Annotated in this window: 21 protein-coding genes and 1 tRNA gene; 6 read left to right on the top strand and 16 right to left on the bottom strand. The window is 61.4% G+C overall.

Annotation, left to right across the window (positions count from 1 at the left end):
• Positions 1-72: 72 nt before the first annotated feature.
• On the bottom strand, positions 73-1473 hold the full coding sequence (argH, locus tag GTW23_RS09890; RefSeq protein ID WP_252915622.1) for an argininosuccinate lyase: 1401 nt from the start codon (positions 1471-1473) through the stop codon (positions 73-75).
• Positions 1474-1494: 21 nt separating this feature from the next.
• Between argH and tlpA the strand changes: the two genes are divergently transcribed.
• Positions 1495-2169 carry a thiol:disulfide interchange protein TlpA gene (gene tlpA, locus GTW23_RS09885; protein WP_252915621.1) on the top strand — a complete coding sequence of 225 codons (675 nt, stop codon included), beginning with the start codon at positions 1495-1497 and terminating at the stop codon, positions 2167-2169.
• Between the two features lie 65 nt (positions 2170-2234).
• On the opposite strand, the gene GTW23_RS09880 is transcribed toward tlpA, so the two are convergent.
• From GTW23_RS09880 to GTW23_RS09840, 9 genes are all read right to left on the bottom strand, one after another.
• Positions 2235-2438: a YgaP family membrane protein gene (locus tag GTW23_RS09880; RefSeq protein WP_152011358.1), complete on the bottom strand. Its 204-nt coding sequence runs from the start codon at positions 2436-2438 to the stop codon at positions 2235-2237.
• Positions 2439-2616: 178 nt separating this feature from the next.
• Positions 2617-3087, bottom strand: a complete 471-nt coding sequence (locus GTW23_RS09875) for a DUF4442 domain-containing protein (protein WP_252915620.1) — start codon at positions 3085-3087, stop codon at positions 2617-2619.
• A gap of 8 nt (positions 3088-3095) precedes the next feature.
• Positions 3096-3977, bottom strand: a complete 882-nt coding sequence (locus GTW23_RS09870; protein WP_152011360.1) for a 3-hydroxybutyryl-CoA dehydrogenase — start codon at positions 3975-3977, stop codon at positions 3096-3098.
• A 128-nt stretch (positions 3978-4105) separates the two neighbouring features.
• Complete coding sequence (locus GTW23_RS09865; RefSeq protein WP_252915619.1) at positions 4106-5035, bottom strand: electron transfer flavoprotein subunit alpha/FixB family protein; 930 nt, start codon at positions 5033-5035, stop codon at positions 4106-4108.
• 23 nt (positions 5036-5058) lie between these two features.
• Positions 5059-5808 (bottom strand): electron transfer flavoprotein subunit beta/FixA family protein, encoded by a 750-nt coding sequence (locus tag GTW23_RS09860; protein WP_152011362.1) that lies wholly within the window; start codon positions 5806-5808, stop codon positions 5059-5061.
• A gap of 233 nt (positions 5809-6041) precedes the next feature.
• Positions 6042-6821 (bottom strand): rhomboid family intramembrane serine protease, encoded by a 780-nt coding sequence (locus tag GTW23_RS09855; protein ID WP_152011363.1) that lies wholly within the window; start codon positions 6819-6821, stop codon positions 6042-6044.
• 54 nt (positions 6822-6875) lie between these two features.
• Positions 6876-7454 carry a cob(I)yrinic acid a,c-diamide adenosyltransferase gene (locus GTW23_RS09850; RefSeq protein WP_152011364.1) on the bottom strand — a complete coding sequence of 193 codons (579 nt, stop codon included), beginning with the start codon at positions 7452-7454 and terminating at the stop codon, positions 6876-6878.
• 53 nt (positions 7455-7507) lie between these two features.
• Positions 7508-7705: a twin transmembrane helix small protein gene (locus tag GTW23_RS09845; RefSeq protein WP_152011365.1), complete on the bottom strand. Its 198-nt coding sequence runs from the start codon at positions 7703-7705 to the stop codon at positions 7508-7510.
• A gap of 75 nt (positions 7706-7780) precedes the next feature.
• Positions 7781-8623 (bottom strand): SDR family oxidoreductase, encoded by an 843-nt coding sequence (locus tag GTW23_RS09840; RefSeq protein WP_252915618.1) that lies wholly within the window; start codon positions 8621-8623, stop codon positions 7781-7783.
• Positions 8624-8724: 101 nt separating this feature from the next.
• Here GTW23_RS09840 and GTW23_RS09835 point away from each other — a divergent pair, with 101 nt between their 5' ends.
• The gene (locus GTW23_RS09835; protein ID WP_152011367.1) at positions 8725-9582 is read left to right on the top strand and encodes a YihY/virulence factor BrkB family protein; all 858 of its coding nucleotides are present in this window, start codon (positions 8725-8727) and stop codon (positions 9580-9582) included.
• Between the two features lie 10 nt (positions 9583-9592).
• On the opposite strand, the gene gluQRS is transcribed toward GTW23_RS09835, so the two are convergent.
• Positions 9593-10513 carry a tRNA glutamyl-Q(34) synthetase GluQRS gene (gene gluQRS / locus GTW23_RS09830; protein WP_252915617.1) on the bottom strand — a complete coding sequence of 307 codons (921 nt, stop codon included), beginning with the start codon at positions 10511-10513 and terminating at the stop codon, positions 9593-9595.
• 88 nt (positions 10514-10601) lie between these two features.
• Here gluQRS and GTW23_RS09825 point away from each other — a divergent pair, with 88 nt between their 5' ends.
• Positions 10602-11249 carry a DNA-3-methyladenine glycosylase family protein gene (locus GTW23_RS09825; protein WP_252916299.1) on the top strand — a complete coding sequence of 216 codons (648 nt, stop codon included), beginning with the start codon at positions 10602-10604 and terminating at the stop codon, positions 11247-11249.
• Between the two features lie 109 nt (positions 11250-11358).
• Positions 11359-11916 (top strand): HNH endonuclease, encoded by a 558-nt coding sequence (locus tag GTW23_RS09820; RefSeq protein WP_152011370.1) that lies wholly within the window; start codon positions 11359-11361, stop codon positions 11914-11916.
• A 7-nt stretch (positions 11917-11923) separates the two neighbouring features.
• Here GTW23_RS09820 and GTW23_RS09815 read toward each other — a convergent pair whose 3' ends face one another.
• Positions 11924-12430, bottom strand: a complete 507-nt coding sequence (locus GTW23_RS09815; RefSeq protein ID WP_152011371.1) for a disulfide bond formation protein B — start codon at positions 12428-12430, stop codon at positions 11924-11926.
• 82 nt (positions 12431-12512) lie between these two features.
• Entirely contained in the window at positions 12513-13202 is a 690-nt protein-coding gene (locus tag GTW23_RS09810) for an exopolysaccharide biosynthesis protein (protein ID WP_252915616.1), read from the bottom strand.
• 184 nt (positions 13203-13386) lie between these two features.
• Here GTW23_RS09810 and GTW23_RS09805 point away from each other — a divergent pair.
• Positions 13387-13471 (top strand) — tRNA-Leu (locus GTW23_RS09805).
• A 348-nt stretch (positions 13472-13819) separates the two neighbouring features.
• Positions 13820-15487, top strand: a complete 1668-nt coding sequence (locus GTW23_RS09800) for an AMP-binding protein (protein ID WP_252915615.1) — start codon at positions 13820-13822, stop codon at positions 15485-15487.
• A gap of 6 nt (positions 15488-15493) precedes the next feature.
• On the opposite strand, the gene GTW23_RS09795 is transcribed toward GTW23_RS09800, so the two are convergent.
• From GTW23_RS09795 to secA, 3 genes are all read right to left on the bottom strand, one after another.
• Positions 15494-16768: a GNAT family N-acetyltransferase gene (locus GTW23_RS09795; protein ID WP_152011373.1), complete on the bottom strand. Its 1275-nt coding sequence runs from the start codon at positions 16766-16768 to the stop codon at positions 15494-15496.
• Between the two features lie 2 nt (positions 16769-16770).
• The gene (locus GTW23_RS09790) at positions 16771-18192 is read right to left on the bottom strand and encodes a lipopolysaccharide biosynthesis protein (protein WP_252915614.1); all 1422 of its coding nucleotides are present in this window, start codon (positions 18190-18192) and stop codon (positions 16771-16773) included.
• Positions 18193-18344: 152 nt separating this feature from the next.
• Positions 18345-21062 carry a preprotein translocase subunit SecA gene (gene secA, locus GTW23_RS09785; RefSeq protein WP_252915613.1) on the bottom strand — a complete coding sequence of 906 codons (2718 nt, stop codon included), beginning with the start codon at positions 21060-21062 and terminating at the stop codon, positions 18345-18347.
• Positions 21063-21170 lie beyond the last annotated feature (108 nt).

Below are 21170 nucleotides of genomic sequence, written 5' to 3'. Positions count from 1 at the left end.
TTTGGCGCAAAGTGCACCCGGTTTGTCCGCTGAAACCAGCGGTATTGGACAGGTCTGCAACAGACCCACTTTCTAGATACGTGCGCGCCACCAAGCTATCTGCTTGCGGACCTGAGATGGAGCCGTGCCGCCAAAACTCTGGCGGCTGGCGACCGACGCGTCGACGGTCAGCACATCAAAGATGCCGCTGGTGATTGCGGGGTTGATGGTCTGGAGGTCCTGAAGCGACAACTCGGCGAGTTCGCACTGCTTTTCCTCGGCCATCGCCACCGCTCGGCCAGTGGCGTGATGAGCGTCGCGGAACGGCAGGCCGGCCTCGCGCACCAGCCAGTCGGCAAGGTCGGTGGCAGTGGAGTAGCCGGAACCGGCAGCCTTGCGCATCTGGTCGGCGCGGATTTCCATGTCGCTGACCATGCCGGCCATGGCTGCCAGTGAAAGCTCGAGGCTCTCGGCTGCATCGAAGACCTGTTCCTTGTCCTCCTGCATGTCCTTGGAATAGGCCAGCGGAAGCCCCTTCATGATGGTGAGAAGGGCAATCAGCGAGCCGTTGATGCGGCCGGTCTTGGCACGGACCAACTCGGCCGCATCGGGGTTCTTCTTCTGCGGCATGATCGAGGAGCCGGTGGAGAAGGCGTCGGAAAGGCGCACAAATCCGAACTGCGGCGTCGACCAGATAACGATTTCTTCGGCGAGGCGTGACAGATGGACCGCGCAGATCGAAGCCAGCGAGAGGAATTCGAGCGCGAAATCGCGATCTGACACCGTGTCGATCGAGTTGCGGGTCGGTTCGCGGAAGCCGAGCGCCTTTGCGGTCATCTCGCGGTCGATCGCAAAGCCGGTGCCGGCAAGCGCCGCGGCACCGATCGGGCTCTCGTCCATGTGCTCGATGGCGTGGCGCACCCGTTGGCGGTCGCGGCCGAACATTTCGACATAGGCCATGCAGTGATGGCCGAAAGTCACCGGCTGGGCCGACTGCAGGTGAGTGAAGCCCGGCATGACCGTGTCGGCATGCTGGTCGGCCTTGTCGAGGAAGGCCGTGATCAGCCGGGTCAGGGCTGCTTCGGTACGGCCAAGTTCTTCCTTGACCCAGAGGCGGAAGTCGAGCGCGACCTGGTCATTGCGCGAGCGAGCGGTGTGCAGCCGGCCCGCGGTCGGGCCGATCAGTTCGGCGAGCCGGGACTCGATGTTCATGTGGATGTCTTCGAGCTGGCGCGAGAAAACAAACTTGCCGTCCTCGATCTCTGACAGGATCGTGTTCAATCCGTGAGTAATCTTGTCGCAATCTTCGCTCGAAACTATGCCAGTCTTGGCAAGCATGGCCGCATGTGCGAGGGAACCGCGAATGTCCTGGGCATAGAGCTTGCGGTCGAAATCGATGCTGGCGTTGATTTCCTCCATGATGGCGTCTGGTCCGGAGGCAAATCGGCCGCCCCACATCTGGTTTGACGCCTGTTTGTCCTTATCTGTCGACATGAGCCTGCCTTGGAGTTTGTCATGAGCCAATCGCGTAAAAGCCTTTCCACCGGTGCCCTTGCTGCAATCGCAATTGCCCTGGGCGCCGTTGTCGGGGCTGCCGGGATATACTGGAAAGGGTTGCCGTCTGGCAATGCGCCGACCTCGGAAAGTCTGGCTGGCGCGGATGTTGCCGCCTGCACGGCGCAACCGGAGATGCTGGCTGCCCTCAAGCCACTGGCCAGGGGCGAGGTGGCGGCGATGGCCGTACGGGACGAACCGGTCGAGCTTCCGGAACTGGCTTTTGTCTCCGAGCAGGGCGATGCGTTGACGCTAGCCGATTTCAACGGACAGGCGCTCCTGGTCAACCTGTGGGCGACATGGTGCGCGCCCTGCCGCGCGGAAATGCCGGCGCTGGCCGAGCTGCAATCGGAACTGGGTGACGATAATTTCAAGGTGCTGGCGATCAATATCGACACTGGCGACGTCGCCAAGCCGAAGGCGTTTCTCGACGAGATCGGCGTGTCCAATCTGGGTCTCTACCGGGATGCCAGCATGGGCGTGTTCAACACTTTGAAGAAGGAAGGGCTGGCCTTTGGCCTTCCGGTGACGCTGATGATCGGCAAGGATGGCTGCATGCTGGGCGCCATGAATGGACCGGCCGAATGGGCCAGCAAGGATGCCAAGGCGCTGACCGGAGCTCTGAAGGGAATTTAAATCGCCAAGGGCGCGGACGGGGCATCCGTCCACGCCCTTGCGGTTCGTCCCGGGAAGTCGAGATCTTAGTTGAAAGCGCAACCCGGCTTTACGCCGAGCTTCTTGAAAATGATCGCTGCGGGACAGAAGCCGGTGAAGGAAGACTGGATCAGGTTGAGGCCGACGAAGACGGTCAGGAAGAACCAGTAGGGTGATACGTAGACACCCAGCGCCACCGACAAGAGAACCATGAAGCCTGCGAATGCCAGAATAATGCGATCAAGCGCCATTTCGATTTCCTTCGTTTCCGATCGGGCTTCGCCCGCGCCGTGGGTGTTCCAGCGGCCTCCATGGCGAATATATAGCAATTAAAAATTCTATATTCAATATGTTTTATATAAATGACCTGGCTTATTGATATCCATGTTCGCCAAATCGCGGCGGGCAGGGTTGCAAGGGCGATGGAGATCAGCCGCCAATCCGCGTGCGGGTGTCGGGCTTGCGCCGGATATGCAGGGTCTTGACCACGCGGGCAACGGGATCGCCGTTCCGGTTGACGATCTCGACCGGGAATGGCCGGAGATAGACGTCGCCTTCCGATCGGGTGTTGGCGCGAATGTCGTCAAGGTCATTGTCCGTCAGCCGGAAACTTGCGGAGACGGTGCCGCGGCCGGGCCGCAGGAAGTCGATCTCGGCAGACTTGTCCCAGACGGTGTAGCTGCGATCGAGATTGCGCATCACCATCATCATCCAGAACGGGTCGGTCATGGCAAACAGCGAGCCACCGAAATGGCAGCCAACATAGTTCTTGTTGTAGAAACGCTCGCGCAGTTCGACATCGACGGCGCGGAAATCATCGCTGATATGACGGATGCGAATGCCGGAAAACAGCAGAGGCGGCCACAGGTTCATGCCGCGGCGGAGGGAACTGGCGTTCATCAAAGGATTTACCGTGTCGGGACGGGCGTCTCGCCGCGATAGTCATAAAAACCGCGACCGGATTTGCGGCCGAGCCAGCCGGCCTCGACATATTTGACCAGGAGCGGGCAGGGCCGGTACTTGGAATCGGCGAGGCCGTCGTGGAGTACCTGCATGATCGACAGGCAGGTGTCGAGGCCGATGAAATCAGCCAGTTGCAACGGGCCCATCGGGTGATTGGCGCCAAGCCTCATGGCGGTATCGATCGCATCGACCGTGCCGACACCCTCGTACAGGGTGTAGATGGCCTCGTTTATCATCGGCAGCAGGATGCGGTTGACGATGAAGGCCGGAAAGTCCTCGGTGACCGTGATGGTCTTGTCGAGGGAGTCGATGAAACCGCGGGCCGCCTTGAACGTCAGGTCCTCGGTGGCGATGCCGCGCACCAGCTCGACCAGTTTCATCACCGGAACCGGGTTCATGAAGTGGATGCCGATGAAGCGCTCTGGCCGGTCCGTGGCGGAAGCCAGCCGGGTTATTGACAGCGAAGAGGTGTTGGTCGCGAGGATCGCTTCCGGATTGAGCTGCGGGCAGAGCTGCTGGTAGATCTTGCGCTTGACGGTTTCGTCTTCGGTGGCTGCCTCGATGACGAGATCCATGGCTGCAAGGCCACTCATGTCGGGAGCGAAGTTGATCCGCGCGAGGGCCGCTTCCCGTTCGGTTTCGGTGGTCTTGCCGGAGGCGACCTGGCGGGCGAGGTTGCCGCTGATGGTGGCCAGCATTTCCTGAAGCGTATCGGCGGAAATGTCGTGGACGTAAACGTCGTACCCCGCCATGGCGCAGACATGGGCAATGCCGCCGCCCATCTGTCCTGCGCCGATGATGCCCACACTCTTGATCTGGTTGCCCATTTGTCCCGCCTGACTGATTTAGGATGCTGCCGGGTGCATTGATGTGAGCCTGCCCGGATCCTCAACGTAAATGGCCGGGTTGGAGACGTCCAGCCCGGCCATTGATCATGCCGTCAATTTGTGACGGATCATAGTGCTTTTTCGAGCTCCGGCAGGGCATCGAAAAGGTCGGCGACCAGTCCGTAGTCCGCCACCTGGAAGATCGGCGCTTCCTCGTCCTTGTTGATGGCGACGATGACCTTGGAGTCCTTCATGCCGGCAAGGTGCTGAATGGCGCCGGAAATGCCGCAGGCGATGTAGAGGTCGGGCGCGACAACCTTACCGGTCTGGCCGACCTGCCAGTCATTCGGCGCGTAGCCCGCGTCGACGGCGGCACGGGATGCGCCGACGGCTGCACCGAGCTTGTCAGCCACCGGCAGGATGACTTCCTGGAACTTCTCGGAGGAGCCAAGCGCGCGGCCACCGGAGATGATGATCTTGGCGGACGTCAGTTCGGGACGGTCGCTCTCGGCGATCGCGTCCTTGACGAAGGACGAGAGGCCCGGATTGCCGGCCGAGGAAACGCTCTCAACCGAAGCCGATCCACCTTCAGCGGCTGCCGAGAAGGATGCGGTGCGGACCGTGATGACGCGCTTGGCGTCAGACGACTTGACCGTCTGCAGGGCGTTGCCGGCATAGATCGGACGCTTGAAGGTATCGGCGGCGATGACTTCGATGATGTCCGAGATCTGCATGACATCAAGAAGGGCTGCGACCCGCGGCATGACGTTCTTGCCCGACGTGGTGGCAGGCGCCATCAGCGTGTCGTAGTCGCCGGCAATCGAAACCACCAATGCTGCAAGCGGTTCGGCGAGCCGGTTGGCGTATTCGTCGCCTTCGGCATGAAGAACCTTGGAGACGCCGGCAAGCTTGGCTGCCGCGTCGGCGGCTGCCTTGGCATCCTTGCCGGCAACCAGCACGTGGATGTCGCTCCCGATCTGGGTTGCGGCACTGACGGCCTTTGCGGTCTGATCGGACAGCGAAGCGTGATCGTGTTCGGCTATGATGAGAATGGCCATGTTTGTAACTCCCTTTCCCGCGCTTACAGCACGCCTGCTTCGTTCTTGAGCTTGTCGACCAGTTCGGCGACGGAACCGACCTTGACGCCAGCCTTGCGGCCGCCCGGCTCTTCGGTCTTGATCACCTCGAGGCGCGGTGCAATGTCGACGCCGTAGTCAGCGGCGCTCTTCTTGTCGAGCGGCTTCTTCTTGGCCTTCATGATGTTGGGCAGCGAAGCGTAGCGCGGCTCGTTGAGGCGCAGGTCGGTGGTGACGATGGCCGGCAGCTTGACCGAGATGGTCTGAAGGCCGCCGTCGACCTCACGGGTGACGTCGGCCGAACCATCGCCGATTTCGACCTTCGAGGCGAAGGTCGCCTGGCTCCAGCCAAGCAGGGCGGACAGCATCTGGCCGGTCTGGTTGGAATCGTCGTCGATGGCCTGCTTGCCGAGAATGACCAGGTCCGGGTTTTCCTCGCCGACAACACCCTTGAGGATCTTGGCGACGGCAAGCGGTTCGACCAGCGTGTCGGCCTCGACCAGGATCGCGCGATCGGCGCCCATGGCAAGCGCGGTGCGCAGGGTCTCTTCGGCCTTGGCAGGTCCGATGGAAACGGCAATCACTTCCGTGGCCTTGCCGGCTTCCTTGAGCCGCAGGGCTTCTTCGACGGCGATTTCGTCAAACGGGTTCATCGACATCTTCACATTGGCGAGATCGACGCCGCTGCCATCTGGCTTGACCCGGATCTTGACGTTGTAGTCAACAACCCGCTTGACCGGCACGAGAATTTTCATCGGTTTGCCTTCCTCACTTTGCTAGGCCTCACTGTTTCGGCCCTGTCCTGATCGGTCCGAGGGTCCCGGCGTCAGGCCGTTTACCCGGATTTTGCCTGTGAAGCCGCCACCCGGATAGCCGATTGGCGACATGGATACGCGATTTTTCTCCAAATTCAATCGCAACCGCACAGGAGATTTTGCAACGCGGGATAAATGACGTTTACGTCCGCGTCAATTCGGTTGCCTCTCCACTATCGTCCCCACTTCTGCCGCGGTGGCTGTGGAGACTGTTCCTCCGGGACAATTTGCGGGGTCTTGTGCACCACTGCCCGCGGGCTTTCGATCCTCCGGTCAAACAGCGGTACGCCGGAACGGCGCAAGACCAGCACCAGCACGGCGCCGCCAATGATACCTCCGACATGCGCTGCCCAGGACACTTCGCCGCCGAGATCGGTCACGACCATGACGAACTGGAACACCACCCAGAACAGCAGCGGTATGAATGCCGGCAGCGGCAGCGGAATGCGGCCCAGCACCAGCACCCAGACCCGGACTTTCGGGTGCAGTATCAGGTAGGCGGCGACAATTCCCGCCACTGCGCCCGAAGCGCCAATCAGCGGGCTTTCGGAATCGGGGAAGAGAAAGCCATGGGCAAAGGCGCCCGCCGCTGCGCAGGCCATGTAGAAGATCAGGAAGCGGAAGTGGCCCATGGCGTCTTCGACATTGTCGCCAAAGACCCAGAGGAAAATCATGTTGGAGCCCAAATGCAGCAGGTTGCCGTGCAGAAAGCTGTAGGTGATGTAGGTCGCATCTTCCGGAACCAGAACCAGGGATGGCTGCAGTTCCGCAAAATCGTTGACCACCGAGGGAATGAAGCCCAGTCCGAGTACGGCCGCTGTGGTGAACTCGCTGTTTGCGCCGGCAAGTTCGGTGATGCCCCAGACGAGAGCGTTGATGGCGATAAGCGACCAGGTTACCCATTGCAGCTTTATGTGCTTGAGGTCGTTGGAATCATGCAGGGGGATGAACATCGCTGAGGGTTCCGTTTGGCCGGGGCGGCTTGTGAGCCGTAACGATGACGGAGACTAGCGGTTCTTTCCCGGAACCCAAAGCACATCCGTGCGGCCGTGATCATTGACCCAGCGCGCGGCGACAAAAAAGAAGTCTGAAAGCCTGTTGGCAAAGCGAATGGCCGCCGGATTGACGGTTTCGTTGTCATGGGCTGCAAGTTCCACCATCAGCCGTTCGGCACGGCGGGATACCGTGCGAGCCAGGTGGAGATAGGCCGACGCGGCAGTTCCGCCCGGAAGGACAAAGGACTTCAGTGGTTCTAGATCGGCATTGAGGCGATCGATGTCGGCTTCAATGCGGTCAACCTGTGCATCGACGATGCGCAAGGGTTCATAGTCGAGTTTCTCGCCGGTCTCGGGGGTCGCCAGGTCAGCGCCAAGATCAAAGCAGTCGTTCTGGATCCGCATCAGCATCGCGTCGAGTTCGGGCATATCGGCCGTGTGAAGCCGCGCGGTGCCGACGACCGCATTGGTTTCATCGACGGTGCCGTAGGCTTCAATCCTGAGATCATATTTCGGGCGGCGTTCACCGGACACCAGGCCGGTGGTGCCGTCGTCGCCGGTTCTGGTGTAGATCTTGTTGAGTTTGACCATCGAGAAGCTTCCTTGAACGGACTAGGCGGGTGTGTGGCGCATTACTGACAAGGTCACCGTCCGCCGCCTGTGAGCCACAAGGTGGCGACAATCAGCACCACCGCGACAAATTGCAGCAAGACGCGCATCTGCATCAGTTTGTTGGACAGGTTGCCCGATCCGCCGCGCGCCATGTTGACCAGGCCGCGGACCAGAACGGCGGCGACCGCCAGCATGACGATGATGGACAGGACATAGGTTACGGACGACATCGGACGGTTTCCTTGTGGCGCATTTCGGTTCGGAACATAGGGTTTTTTGCTGGCAAGTCCATCGGCTGTGCCGGTTCAATCCTGGCGGGCGAGCCAGGGATAAAACAGTCGTGCAGGTAAGAGGCGGCGGGCAATGGCGCCCAGCCTGGCCTCGCGCGTCACGGTGTAATGATAGCGCGGGCGGGGTGCGTTGAGCGCGTGTTGCAGAACCTTGTGGACGGCATCGGGCCGAAGTTTTCCGTTGTCCGAGCGTTCCTGTTTTTCGAGGCGGCGAAGCTGGGCCTGGTAATCCTGCTGGTGCACCGAGGCGGCGATGTCGATTTTGCGGTGGAAATGCCTGAGGGCGTTGGCGCGGAACCGGCTGGCGATGGCGCCGGGTTCGATCAGGCTGACATGGATGCCGGTTCCCTCGAGCTCCAGCGCCAGTGTAACGGACAGACCTTCCAGGGCATGCTTGGAGGCGTTGTATGCTCCGCGAAACCGCATCGGGACCAGGCCGAGAATGGAGGAGCATTGCACTATGCGTCCATGGCCCTGGTCTCGCATTACCGGGATCACCCGCCTTGTAAGGTCGTGCCAGCCGAAGAAATTGGCCTCGAACTGGGCGCGAAGCGCTTCCACCGGCAGGTCCTCAACGGCACCGACCTGACCATAGCCGCCATTGTTGAACAGCGCGTCGCAGCGTCCGCCGGTGGCAGCCATGGCCTCCTCGAAGAAGGACGCGATGCTTTCGGGCTCGGCGTAATCTAGCCGATAGGCTTCCATGCCGTCGTTGCGCAGCGTCGCAAGGTCTTGTTCGGTGCGCGCCGAGGCTATGACATGCCAGCCTTCGGCCTTGAGCGCGCGGGCGCAATAGGCACCGATTCCGCTCGAGCAGCCGGTCACCAGGATGGTCTTTTGTTGGTTATTGCCGCTCATTGCATTATCTGACCTGTTATCGAAGCCATTCAAATCCCATACTCGGCCTGGGCTGACAATGCCGGTCGGGTCCGGAATTTGTACCAGTCAGGGAGCATAAATTGCGACGCATCCGCGCAGTCATCTTCGATGCGGTCACCCATTTCAACAATGATGATGGCTGGGCCATGGCCAGCCACGTGGCATTGTCGATCCTGATGGCGCTGTTTCCCTTCATGATCTTCGGCACATCGCTTGCGAGTTTTCTCGGCGCCCATGCCTATGCGGATACCGCTTCGCATCTGATCTTCGACACCTGGCCGGATTCGATTGCCGCACCGATCTCGCGCGAGGTGGTCAATGTACTGACCATCGAACGCGGCGGCCTGCTGACCCTGTCGGTGCTTGCGGCTGCCTTCTTTTCGGCCAACGGCGTGGAGGCGCTGCGGGTTTCGCTCAACCGGGCCTACCGGGTGACCGAAACCCGGGCCTGGTATGTGACGCGGGCGCAAAGTCTCGGTTTCGTGGTGATCGCGGTGATGGTGATCATGGCGATCAGTTTCCTGCTGGTGCTGGCGCCGCTGGTGCTCCGGCTGGCGAGGCAGTTCGCGCCCTGGATGGAAACGCTGATTTCGGCCGTCGACAACTGGCGCATTCTGATTGCAGTGACGGTGCTGATCGTCGGCCTTGTGATGTCGCACATGTGGCTTCCCGACGGGAGGCGGAGGCTGAAGGATGTGCTTCCCGGAATCGGTGTCACGCTGGTCGCCTGGGTGGCAGGCGCCCTGATGTTTGCCAGCTACCTGCAGGAATTCGCCACCTATGTGTCGACCTATGCCGGTCTGGCCTCGATCATGGTGGCGCTGGTGTTTCTCTACATCATTGCCGCGATCTTCATCCTGGGGGCGGAGATCAATGCGGCCATTCTCAAGGCGCGGGCGCGCGCCGAAATGCGGAAAAAGGCGTTGCAGAAAGCCTGACGAGGCCCGTCTATCGGGCGTCAGCCAGACCTGCGAGCGCGATTATGTCTGCCGGGCTCGCGCCCTGCTGCCTCAAGGCGGCAATCGAGGTGGCGCCGTCACTCTTTGACAGCTTGCGTCCGTCCGGATCCCGCACCAGCCCGTGGTGATGATAGGCAGGCACCGGCAGGCCGAGCAGATGTTGCAGCAGCCGGTGAACGGATGTCGAGGCAAACAGGTCCTCGCCGCGGATCACGTCGGTTATCGACTGCACCGCATCATCGACGGTGACGGAGAGATGATAGCTGGCCGGAACGTCGCGCCTGGCCAGAATGATATCGCCCCAGGCGCCTGGATCGGCTCCGACTTGTCCGGTCTCGCCTTTCGGTCCGGCCCCGGACTCCCGCCATGAAAGCTTTTCGCCGAGACCGTCGAGCGCGGCCTGCATGTCGAGCCGCCAGGCGTGAGGTTTACCTGCAGCGATCCTGTGGTCCCTTTCGGACATGGAAAGCGCGCGATCATTGCCGGGATAGTGTGGTGCGCCGTCGGGATCGCGCGGCCAGACCCTGCCACGTCCTTCGAATTCGGAGACAATTGTTGCGATCTCGGCGCGGCTGAGGAAGGCCGGATAAAGCAGGCCGAGCCTGCGCAGCTCATCGAGTGCCGACTGATACTCGCAAAAATGCTCGGACTGGCGGCGAACCGGCTCCGGCCAATCGATGCCTAGCCAGGCCAGGTCCTCCTTGATTGCAACCTCGAATTCGGGCCGGGCACGGGTGAGATCGATGTCCTCGATGCGCAGCATGAAAGTGCCGCCGCGGGTCTTCGCGAAGCGCCGGTTGAGTATTGCCGACCTTGCGTGTCCGACATGGAGCAGGCCGTTCGGGCTGGGGGCGAATCGGACAATCGGCTTGGCGAAGCCTGATTCGGGGATGGTGTTGTTTTCGGCCATGGTGTTTCTTGTCATTTTTCGCAAGCGCCGTCACCGGGCCTGATATATTGCCCGTGTCAGAGAGATGCGAGAAGACTGGGAGCTGGCATTGCGCCGTATCGACAGTGCCGATGATGTGGCGGAAGGCCTTGAGGCGCTGGCGCGTTGCGACAGCCGGCTTGCGCGGGCGATGGAGCAGTCGGGCCCCATACCGCTGCGGCGCAAGCCTCCCGGCTACGAAGCGCTGGCCGAAATCATCCTGTCGCAGATGGTTTCCAAGGCAAGCGCCCGCGCGTTGTGGCGAAAGCTGGAACTGGCCGCGGGCGAAATCAGCCCGACAGCCATCCTGGCACTCAGTCCCGAGGTGTTGCGCGAGGCCGGCCTGTCCCGTGCCAAGGCGGATACGTTGCGCCGGGTGGGATCGGCGGTGCTTGAGGGTGATCTCGACCTTGAACACATGTGCACACTCGACGGGCGGGCGGCGGTTCGCGCGATGACCGCGATAAAGGGCGTCGGGCCCTGGACCGCAGAGGTCTATCTCTTGTTTTGTGCCGGGCATCCGGATGTGTTTCCGTCCGGCGACGTGGCGCTGCAGAGTGCGGTCGCCCATGCGTTAGGTATGGAAGAACGGCCCTCTGCAAGGGAACTCTCGGTCCTGGCGGAGCAATGGAGCCCCTGGCGCGGGGTCGCCGCTCGTCTGCTCTGGGCCTATTATGCGGACGTGATGCGCAGGGACGCCACCCCCGTTGACGGTTGATACGGGGTCGCTGGCGCTGGAATTTTCACCCGAAAACAGGTGCTTCACATTCCTGACATCTCCGGCCTAATATGTTGCGTGCAGATAGAGAATCGCTCGGGAGAGTCGCGTGACGATTTTTGTATCCCCGCAGTCCTTGCCGGCGCTCGTCCTGAACGCCGACTACAGACCGCTGAGTTATTATCCGCTGTCGCTCTGGTCCTGGCAGGATGCTGTCAAGGCGGTGTTTCTCGATCGTGTCCAGATCGTCGCCGAGTATGATCATGCGGTGTCGTCGCCGTCTTTTTCGATGCGGCTTCCCAGCGTTGTCTGCCTCAAGACCTATATAAAGCCGTCCCGCTCCCCGGCCTTTACCCGGTTCAATGTTTTCCTCAGGGACCGTTTCGAGTGTCAATATTGCGGATCACCCAACGAGCTTACGTTCGATCATGTCATCCCGCGCCGCTGCGGCGGGCAAACCACCTGGGAAAACGTGGTGGCGGCCTGCTCGCCCTGCAATCTGAAGAAGGGGGGGCTGATGCCCAGGCAGGCTGGAATGATTCCGCAGCAGAAGCCATACCGGCCGAGCGTGCAGGATCTGCACAACAATGGCCGCATGTTTCCGCCGAACTTCCTGCATGAAAGCTGGATGGACTATCTCTACTGGGATGTCGAACTGCAGCCGTGACCTGAGATCAGCCCTTGGCTGCAGCGCGGAAAGCGATGGCTGCAAGCGCGGCGCTGGCCAGTACGTTCCAGCCGGCGAATGAGAGGCCCAACACGCGCAGGGCGGCCGCATCGCAGGATGGCGGCTTCTTCGAGCTGAGATCACCGAGCAGCGAGCCCGCGTCGGTGGTCACCGCATCGGCGGATGTGGCGCAGGAGGCGGGCCCTTCCCACCAGTGCCATTCGACACCGGAATGGTAGACGCCGAGCACCAGGCCATAAAGCATCAGCAAACCGCCGACGGCCAGAAGACCGCGTACGGCCCAGGACGGGCCGCCGGCGCGCGAGATGATGGCTGCGACAAGCATCAGTGGCGCGCCAATGTAATAGGGGGTGCGCTGCTCGAGGCAGAGAGCACAGGGTATATAGCCACCGATATGCTCGAAACCCAGCGCCGAGCCGACGACCACAGTCATCGCGACCGCAAGAAAGAGTGCCGCGAGGCTGCGGTGGGTCTGTGCGTCGGCTGTCTGCATGGCGGTGCTCTGTTTTTTCGATGTGGGGCAGGTGTCCGCCCCAATGGTGTTCAAAAAATGATCCGGGATTGGTGAACCCGGGTCAGGCGCCCGCGCTCCGGTTGAGAGCGAAGTTTATGATGAAATAGATCAGCGCAGGTCCACCGATGACGAGAATGGCAACCCAGACAAGCGCGGCGATCAGTCCCATGACCACGAACAGCGCATCGCGCTCGATCAGGCCCACGGCAACAAGGGCCACGCCTATGCCCGGTACCGTGTTGGTGAGCGGCAGCGGCACGAGGATGGAGAGGCAAGGCACGATCAAAAGTGCGCCGATGACGCGGTTTGCGCGGTCGCCGGTGAAGCTTGGAAAGCGCGGATGGGCAAATCGTTCCAGCCATCCGCCATACCGCTTGGCCCGGGAGACGACATCAAGCAGCCCGGCTACGGGCAATTGACGTTTGCGCAGTGTCTCGGGAAGCCAGGGGGCGCGGCGTCCCATGGCCATCTGCGTGGCCAGGACCACCATCGGGAGTGCCACCAGTTGCGGCAGGATGTAGACAAATGGCAGGCAGCAGGGCAGGGCGAGAACCAGCAGCAGCAACCCGAAGGCCCGCTCCTGCATGAGGTCGCTGAGCGCACCCAGGCTTATGGTGGCTTTTGGCGCCTCCGTGCCGCCATTCTCCGCAGAATGTGTTTGGGGGGTGAGATGCGGCTTCAGGATGGCCTCGATCTTGGCAAGTGCACCCCGCGGTTTTGCCGCTGCTTCAAACGCTGTCATGGCAGTCATGCCTCTGTTCAATTGCCGAGTCTGGCAGGGTTCTTATCAGAGCGTTCATGCGCATTCCATCACCATTGCGGGTAGTTTTTCAACGATGCGGGAATTTGTCCGAATCCGGCCGGATTGCAGGCTATCCAATCTATCAGCTTGACCGGCGCCTCCTTGGATAATATTGGACTGTTCGCCGTGGTATGCCCCTTTGGCGGAATTGGTAGACGCGCCGCACTCAAAATGCGGTTCCGAAAGGAGTTCCGGTTCGAGTCCGGAAGGGGGCACCACCGGCTCGTTGAAGCCCTCGGATCATAAGGCTTCGGTACCCGTTCCGTGTATAGAATCATCTGTTCTTGTGCCGAATAATGTACCGCTCTGTGGTGCCGTGCATGGCGCTGCGCTATCGGAGCCTCTCCGGTCATCACTGTTCCTATATCCCTCACGTATGCTCCATGGCATGCCCCACTTCTCGGGCGATGGAGCCGGGCTGGTCAAACGCGCTACACCCATACTGCAGCATTTTTCGGCAGGCACTTCATTCCGGACCAGACGCCTGATAGGAGTTGGCGGCCCGCCTGGGTCGTTGCTGCTTGGCAGCAACGATGGTGTTGGGGCATCTGAGCAAGGATTTTTTGATGTTGTTGCCAGCCGGAGAAACCATTGAAGAGATCGCGTCCCGGTTTTCCTGGGAGGTGCCGGAGTTCTTCAACATCGGCAAGGCGGTGTCGGATGACTGGGCGGCGCGCGAGCCGGACCGGATCTGCCTCGAACATTTCAATCCGGACAGTGCGCCCGACCGGCTGAGCTATGACGGCCTGGCCCGGCGTTCCAATGCACTTGCCCGCGGCCTGCGGTCTCTTGGCGTGGAGCGCGGCGACCGGGTGGCGCTAATGCTGCCACAGGGGTTTGAAACCGCCATCGCCCATGTGGCGATCTACAAGCTTGGCGCCATTGCGGTGCCGCTGGCGCTGTTGTTCGGGGTTGAGGCCGTAGATCACCGGCTTTCGGCGTCGGGTGCCAGGGTTCTGGTGACGACGCCCGGCGGCGTTGAGAAAATCGCGGCAATCCGTGAACGCCTCGCCGATCTCAGGGCCATTGTGGTTGCCGACGGAGATGAGGGCGCCAAAGGCGTTTCGGATGATGTCGTCGGTTTTGTCGAACTGGAAAAGGCCCATCCGGATACGCCGGTTGCCGTCGAAACGCGGGCGGATGACCCCGGCCTGATGATCTTCACATCCGGAACGACCGGCCCGCCCAAGGGGGCGTTGCACGGGCATCGGGTGCTGATCGGTCATATCCCCGGGGTCCAGACCCACCATGAATTCATACCGCAGCCGGGTGACAAGCTCTGGACGCCGGCCGACTGGGCATGGGCCGGTGGGCTGCTCAACGTGCTGCTGCCCGGGTTGCTGCTCGGCGTTCCGGTGGTCTCGTCGCAGGCGCAAAAATTCGATCCGGAACTGGCTTACCGGATCATGGCGGAGATGAAGGTTCGCAACGCCTTCATACCGCCGACGGCGCTCAGAATCATGCGCAGCGTTGCGGATCCGCTGTCACGCCACCGCCTCGACCTGCGCACGGTCGGATCGGGTGGCGAGGCGCTGGGGCGCGAAACCTACGAGTGGGCGCAGAAGGTTCTGGGCCTGACCATCAACGAATTCTATGGCCAGACCGAATGCAACCTGGTGCTGTCGTCCAGTGCCAGGCTTGGTGTCAGCCGCGGCGGTGCGATCGGCAAGCGGGTGCCGGGGCACGAGGTCGCTGTCATCGACGATCAGGGCAATGTCGTTCCGGACGGCACCTCGGGCCAGATTGCCGTGCGGCGTCCCGATCCCGTGATGTTTCTCGGCTACTGGCAGAACGAGGCGGCAACGGAGGCCAAGTTCATCGGCGACTGGATGGTCACTGGTGACCAGGGGGTCCGCGATGCGGAGGGCTATTTCTCGTTCTTCGGCCGCGACGACGATGTCATCACATCATCGGGATACAGGATAGGACCGGGCGAGATCGAGGATTGCCTGACCGGCCATCCGGCGGTGGCGCTTGCAGCGGTGGTGGGCAAACCGGATCCGGTGCGCACCGAGATCGTCAAGGCCTACATCGTGGTGAAACCGGACATCAAGCCTGACGCCGAACTGACGGTTTCGGTGCGCGAATGGGTCAAGACGCGGTTGTCGGCACATGAGTATCCGAGGGAAATCGAATTTGTCGACAGCCTGCCGCTGACGACAACCGGCAAGGTGATCCGGCGGATCCTGCGGGACCAGGCCGTCGCGGAGGCTGATGCCGCTACATCCACATAGACAAGGTCAGCGGCCGGCCATGCCGCGGATTTTCTCGCGCAGCAGCCGGGCGATGTTGCGGGTGTTGCGGTAGATGTGTAGCTGGGTCGCCACCTGGCGGACATCACGGTCATGCTTCGGATCCAGCCCGATGACCATAGTGCCCATGGTCTCGCGTTCCGACCACATGCGGCTCATGATCGGATGATCGGGCACTGCACAGGAATCCGTCCGGCGGATGTTGAGATCGTCGAGATGCCATTCGGTAAGCCGGTCGACCAGCAGCTTTCCAGGCGAGTAACGGGCCCAATTCTCGTTGTAGGCGGTCTTCCAGGTCCAGGCTTCGCCGGCCGACACGAAAACGATCATCGAGGCGATGGCCTCTCCATCAAGAGCAAGCGAATGGATCCGGACGCTGTCTGTCTCGGCCAGGCTGTTGATGGCTTCGCGGGCGAAGGCTGCGCGGTAACGATCTGACACCATTGACGATTTTCGACGTCCCTTCCAGCCGGTGTCCTCAAGCGTCAGGAATTCCTCGAGGTGATAGCGAATTTCCTCGGGCTGGCGGGCGACCATGTAGCTGAGTTCGCCATGCTCGGACAATCGGCGCCATTGCCGCCGCATCTCCCGGCGGTGATGGGATGAGACCGAATTGGCGAGGTAATCATCGGCGTCGAGTTTGCTGTCAAGAAACGGACGCATGGCCTGATCGGTCACGGCGACGGAGAGGTTGCGGCCCATTGCAACGGCACGCAGCAGGCCAGCCACCGGGCCGTCAAGCCGCATGTCGGGAAGCACGAGAATGCCTGGCAGGCCCAGTTCCGGCCTTGCCAGCGCTTCGAGCATGTTGTCGAGCGTTTCCGCCGCGTCTTCACGGTCGAGAAGCGGGGTCCCCAGTGGGCCGAACGGATTGGCCCAGGCGCGGATGATGGAAGCGCCGACCGAAAAGCCTGGCTTTTCGATCGAATAGGGCAGCAGCATTCGCATGCGGGAGCGGTTGTCGGCTTCGTCGCGCATCAGCATGAGGCGGATCACCCGGTCTTCGAGCCGGGGCATGGCGGGCGCAAGAAAGCGGGCGGCAAAGAAGATATTGGGCTCGAGGGCGCGGTTGGTCAGGAAATCGAGCTCTTCCTGCAAGTCGTATCCGGCGCGGGCCGGGTAGATCGCCAGATGCCGACCGGGACGGCCGACGGCGGTCTCGCGTTCGGGCAATGGACGACCGGTCTCGACATCGGCAAATTCGCCGATCAGCGAGTTGGCCTGGCTTGCCACCTCATCCTGGATGATTGGACTGGACGCCATGACTACCTGGCCTCCGCTGAGTGTCCGACGCGACGCGCCGGGTCCGAGGCGGCGATGAACATCACGATGCCGAGACGACGTCGGATGATCATGTGCAGCAGGCCGGCCTCGATCACCATGGCGCCTGCAGTCGCGGTCGCGGCGCCATGCAGCCCCCAGACCGGGATCAGCGTGACATTGAGGGCCAGATTGGCGGCGAGTGCGCCAGCATAGATCGTTGCGCAGATTCTGAGCTCACCGGCCATGGTCAGAAGCACCTCGCCAGGTCCGATCATGGCTTTTGCGATGATGCCGACAAACAGAATGACCATGATTGTGTGACCCTGCTGGAAACCCGGGCCGAACAGCGAGAGCAGGAACGGGCCCGCGGCGATGACAAGTCCGCCTACGAGCAGGGATGGCCAGAACGTCCAGCGCACCGTCTGGCGTGCGAACGACGCCAGGGCAGTCCGGTCGGGGTCAGACACAAGCGCAGAGAAACGCTGCGCGGCTGCGGCCTTGACGGCGAAGTAGACAAAATGGACCAGCGCCATGGTCTTGGCCGCCGCGAAATAGACGGCAACCTTTTCGGGCGGGAGATAGATGCCGACGATGATCACATCGGCATTGGTCAGCATGAAATAGAAGCCTTCGATCAAAAAGATCGGAAACGCCACCAGCAGCCAAGTGCGGAAGTGGATCTCGACTCGCTTTGCGGGATAACGCCTGCGGAGCCGCGTGGTGACAACCAGAAACTGGGTCAGCGTGGTGGCATAGGTGGCAGCCAGGGCGGCGAGGATCGCGGTGTTGGCATCGGCCATGCGGCCCAGCCAGATGGCGCCGGCGACAAAGGCAAGAATGAGCAGGGGGCGAACGATATAGGTCGGGCTGAGCGCATGAACCGGCCAGCCATTGGCCCTGGCGGTTCCGTCCAGCACATCGCCGAGGGCGATCATCGGCAGCACGAAAGCGCCGACGAAGAGCGGTTGAACGTAGTGGGATTCGATCCTGTCGCCGAGGAAGTGCAGTGCCGCGATCCCGGTGCCGGCAATCAGCGTCGCGGACAGCATCGCGAAGATGCGCGCGGTGATGGCGAGGCCCCTGACGGCTTCATCCGCACCTGCCGTGCGGTATTGCGGCAGGAAGCGGATGACAGCGGTGTGAAAGCCCAGGCAGGAGAGGTTGCCCAGGATGATGGCGATGACCCAGACGAAAACGAAAATGCCGTATTCGAACTCTCCCATAAGACGTGCGAGGATGATCTGGGAGACAAAGGCAATGGCCGCGCTGCAAACGCGGATGGCAAAGGCAATCATTGCCATCCGCTGGGCGGCGCTGGTTTCGTCGGTAGCGGACGCAAGCGCCGCCAAACGATCAAAAGCCGGCGTCAGCCGCGCCACAAAGTGGGGCGGCAACAGTCTGCCAGCGGTTTCGATCAACGTCATGGTCGGGCTTCAATCCGTTTATTGTGCCGTGACAATGACATGGCGACGTTAAGAAACGGTTTGGCTGCCGTTGACCCGAGGATGGCTCCAGACACAAAAAGGCCGGGATCGCTGGCTCGACCCCGGCCTGATTTGTGGCTGCTGTCTTTCGGTCAGTACGCGCCGTGGCAGTGCTTGTACTTCTTGCCCGAGCCGCAGGGACAGGCCTCATTGCGGCCAACCTTGCCCCAGGTGGATTCATCTTCTGGGTTTCTGTCTTCCGGCGCAACGACGCCCTGCGCCGCGTCAACGTCCGCCCGGGCAAATTCATCGTCGCCGGTGCTGGCATCGATGTGGTGGGCTTCCATGCCCTCCGGCAGCTCCGGCTCCGGCGTGGTTGCGGCTTCGCGGACGACCTCGACGCGCATCAGCTGCGCCATGACAGCCTGGCGCAGATTGGCGAGCAGGGCCTGGAACAGTTCGAACGCCTCGGACTTGTATTCCTGCAGGGGATCACGCTGCGCATAGCCGCGGAAACCGACCACCGAGCGAAGATGGTCGAGGTTGACCAGATGCTCGCGCCAAAGGTGGTCAAGTGTCTGGAGAACAACGGATTTTTCGACATAGGTCATCACTTCGGGGCCAAACCGTTCGGCCCGCTCCCTGGCGAGATTGTCCGCAGCCTCGACGATCCGACTATGGATGTCGTCTTCGGCAATGCCCTCTTCGGCTGCCCATTCCTCGATCGGCAGATCGAGATTGAGATAGGCCTGTACGCCCTTCTTCAGCTCCACGACGTTCCACTGTTCGGCGTAGGCGCGTTCGGGAATGTGGAGCTTGACCAGGCCGTCGATCACTTCGTGGCGCATGTCCTCGATGGTCTCGGAAATCGATTCGGAGTCCATCAGTTCCTTGCGCTGTTCGAAAACGACCTTGCGCTGATCGTTCATCACGTCATCGAACTTGAGCAGGTTCTTGCGGATATCGAAGTTGCGCGCCTCGACCTTTTTCTGCGCCCGTTCAAGCGCCTTGTTGATCCATGGATGGATGATTGGCTCGCCTTCCTTGAGGCCAAGCGTCTTGAGCATGCCGTCCATGCGCTCGGAGCCGAAGATGCGCATCAGGTCATCCTGCAGCGACAGGAAGAACTTCGACCGGCCAGGGTCGCCCTGACGACCGGAACGGCCACGCAACTGGTTGTCGATGCGGCGGCTTTCATGGCGCTCGGTGGCCAGAACATACAGACCACCGGCGGCCAGCGCCTCGTCCTTGAGTGCCTGGATCTCGGCACGGATAATCTTGGTCTTCTCTTCGCGCTCCGGACCCTCGGGCATGTCGCCGAGCTCCTGGGCAATCCGCATGTCGGCGTTGCCGCCGAGCTGGATGTCGGTGCCACGGCCGGCCATGTTGGTGGCGATGGTGACCGCGCCAGGGACGCCGGCCTGGGAAACGATGTAGGCTTCCTGTTCGTGATAACGGGCGTTGAGCACGTTGAAATCGCTCACGCCGCCCTTGCGCAGAAGGTCGGCGAGGATTTCCGACTTCTCGATCGAGGTGGTGCCGACCAGAACAGGCTGCTTCTTGTCGCGGGCCTGCTTGATGTCGTTGATGATCGCCTGGTACTTTTCCTCGACGGTGCGGTAGACCTCGTCATCCTCGTCGAGACGTGCAATCGGCACATTGGTCGGGACTTCAACCACTTCCAGACCATAAATGTCGCCGAATTCCTCTGCCTCGGTGGAGGCCGTGCCGGTCATGCCGCCAAGCTTGGAGTACATGCGGAAATAGTTCTGGAAGGTGATCGATGCCAGGGTCTGGTTTTCCGGCTGGATTTTGACGCCTTCCTTGGCCTCGAGCGCCTGGTGCTGACCTTCGGAATAGCGTCGGCCCGGCATCATGCGTCCGGTGAATTCGTCGATGATGACGATCTCGTCATTGCGGACGATGTAGTCCTTGTCGCGGGTGAAAAGGCGGTGTGCCTTCAGCGCGTTGTTGATGTGGTGAACCACGGACACGTTCTCGACGTCGTAGAGCGATTCACCCTTGAGCATGTCGGCTTCGGCGAGCATCGCCTCAAGCTTTTCGGTGCCGGATTCGGTGAATGTCGCCGAGCGCTGCTTCTCGTCGATCTCGTAGTCGTCGGCCTCCAGCTTCTGAATCAGTGTGTCGATGCTGTTGTAAAGCTCGGAGCGATCGTCGAGCGGTCCGGAGATGATCAACGGGGTGCGGGCCTCGTCGACCAGAATGGAGTCGACCTCGTCGACGATTGCGTAGTTGTGGCCGCGCTGCACCATCTGGGCGCGGTCGTATTTCATGTTGTCGCGAAGGTAATCGAAACCGAGTTCGTTGTTGGTCGCGTAGGTGATGTCGCAGGCGTAGGCCTGGCGGCGCTCGTCATCGTCCATGCCATGGGTGATGATGCCGGTGGTCAGGCCGAGGAAACCGTAGATCCGCGACATCCATTCGGCGTCACGACGGGCCAGGTAGTCGTTGACGGTAACAACATGGACGCCGTTGCCCGAAAGCGCGTTGAGATAGACCGGAAGCGTCGCAACAAGGGTCTTGCCTTCACCGGTCTTCATCTCGGCGATGGCGTTTTCATTGAGGATCATGCCGCCGATCAGCTGGACGTCGAATGGCCTGAGCCCGATGGCGCGGCGGGCTGCCTCGCGCACTGTAGCGAAGGCCGGTACCAACAGATCGTCCAGCTTGGTTCCCGCGGCGAGCTGCTCCCTGAACTGGACGGTGCGCGCCGCAAGGTCGGCATCGCTGAGCGCCGACAGTTCGGCTTCCAATGCATTGATGGCGTCAACTTTTGGCTGATAGGCCCGGATCCGGCGGTCATTTGATGAGCCGAAAAGCTTGCGGGCGATTGCGCCGAACTTGACCATTTCAATGGTCCTTTCTTGAGGCTGCACGGTCTGCAGTGATGGAAACCGGCGCTGGCCTGCGACCGGTTGATCAGTTGGAAAACCCTGTCCGGAAGACCCTCAACCCTT

Source organism: Parahoeflea alexandrii (assembly GCF_024105735.1).
In the GTDB taxonomy this organism is placed as follows: domain Bacteria; phylum Pseudomonadota; class Alphaproteobacteria; order Rhizobiales; family Rhizobiaceae; genus Hoeflea; species Hoeflea alexandrii.
Note: the sequence above shows the minus strand (reverse complement) of the source record. Positions and strands in the feature narration are given on the sequence as shown.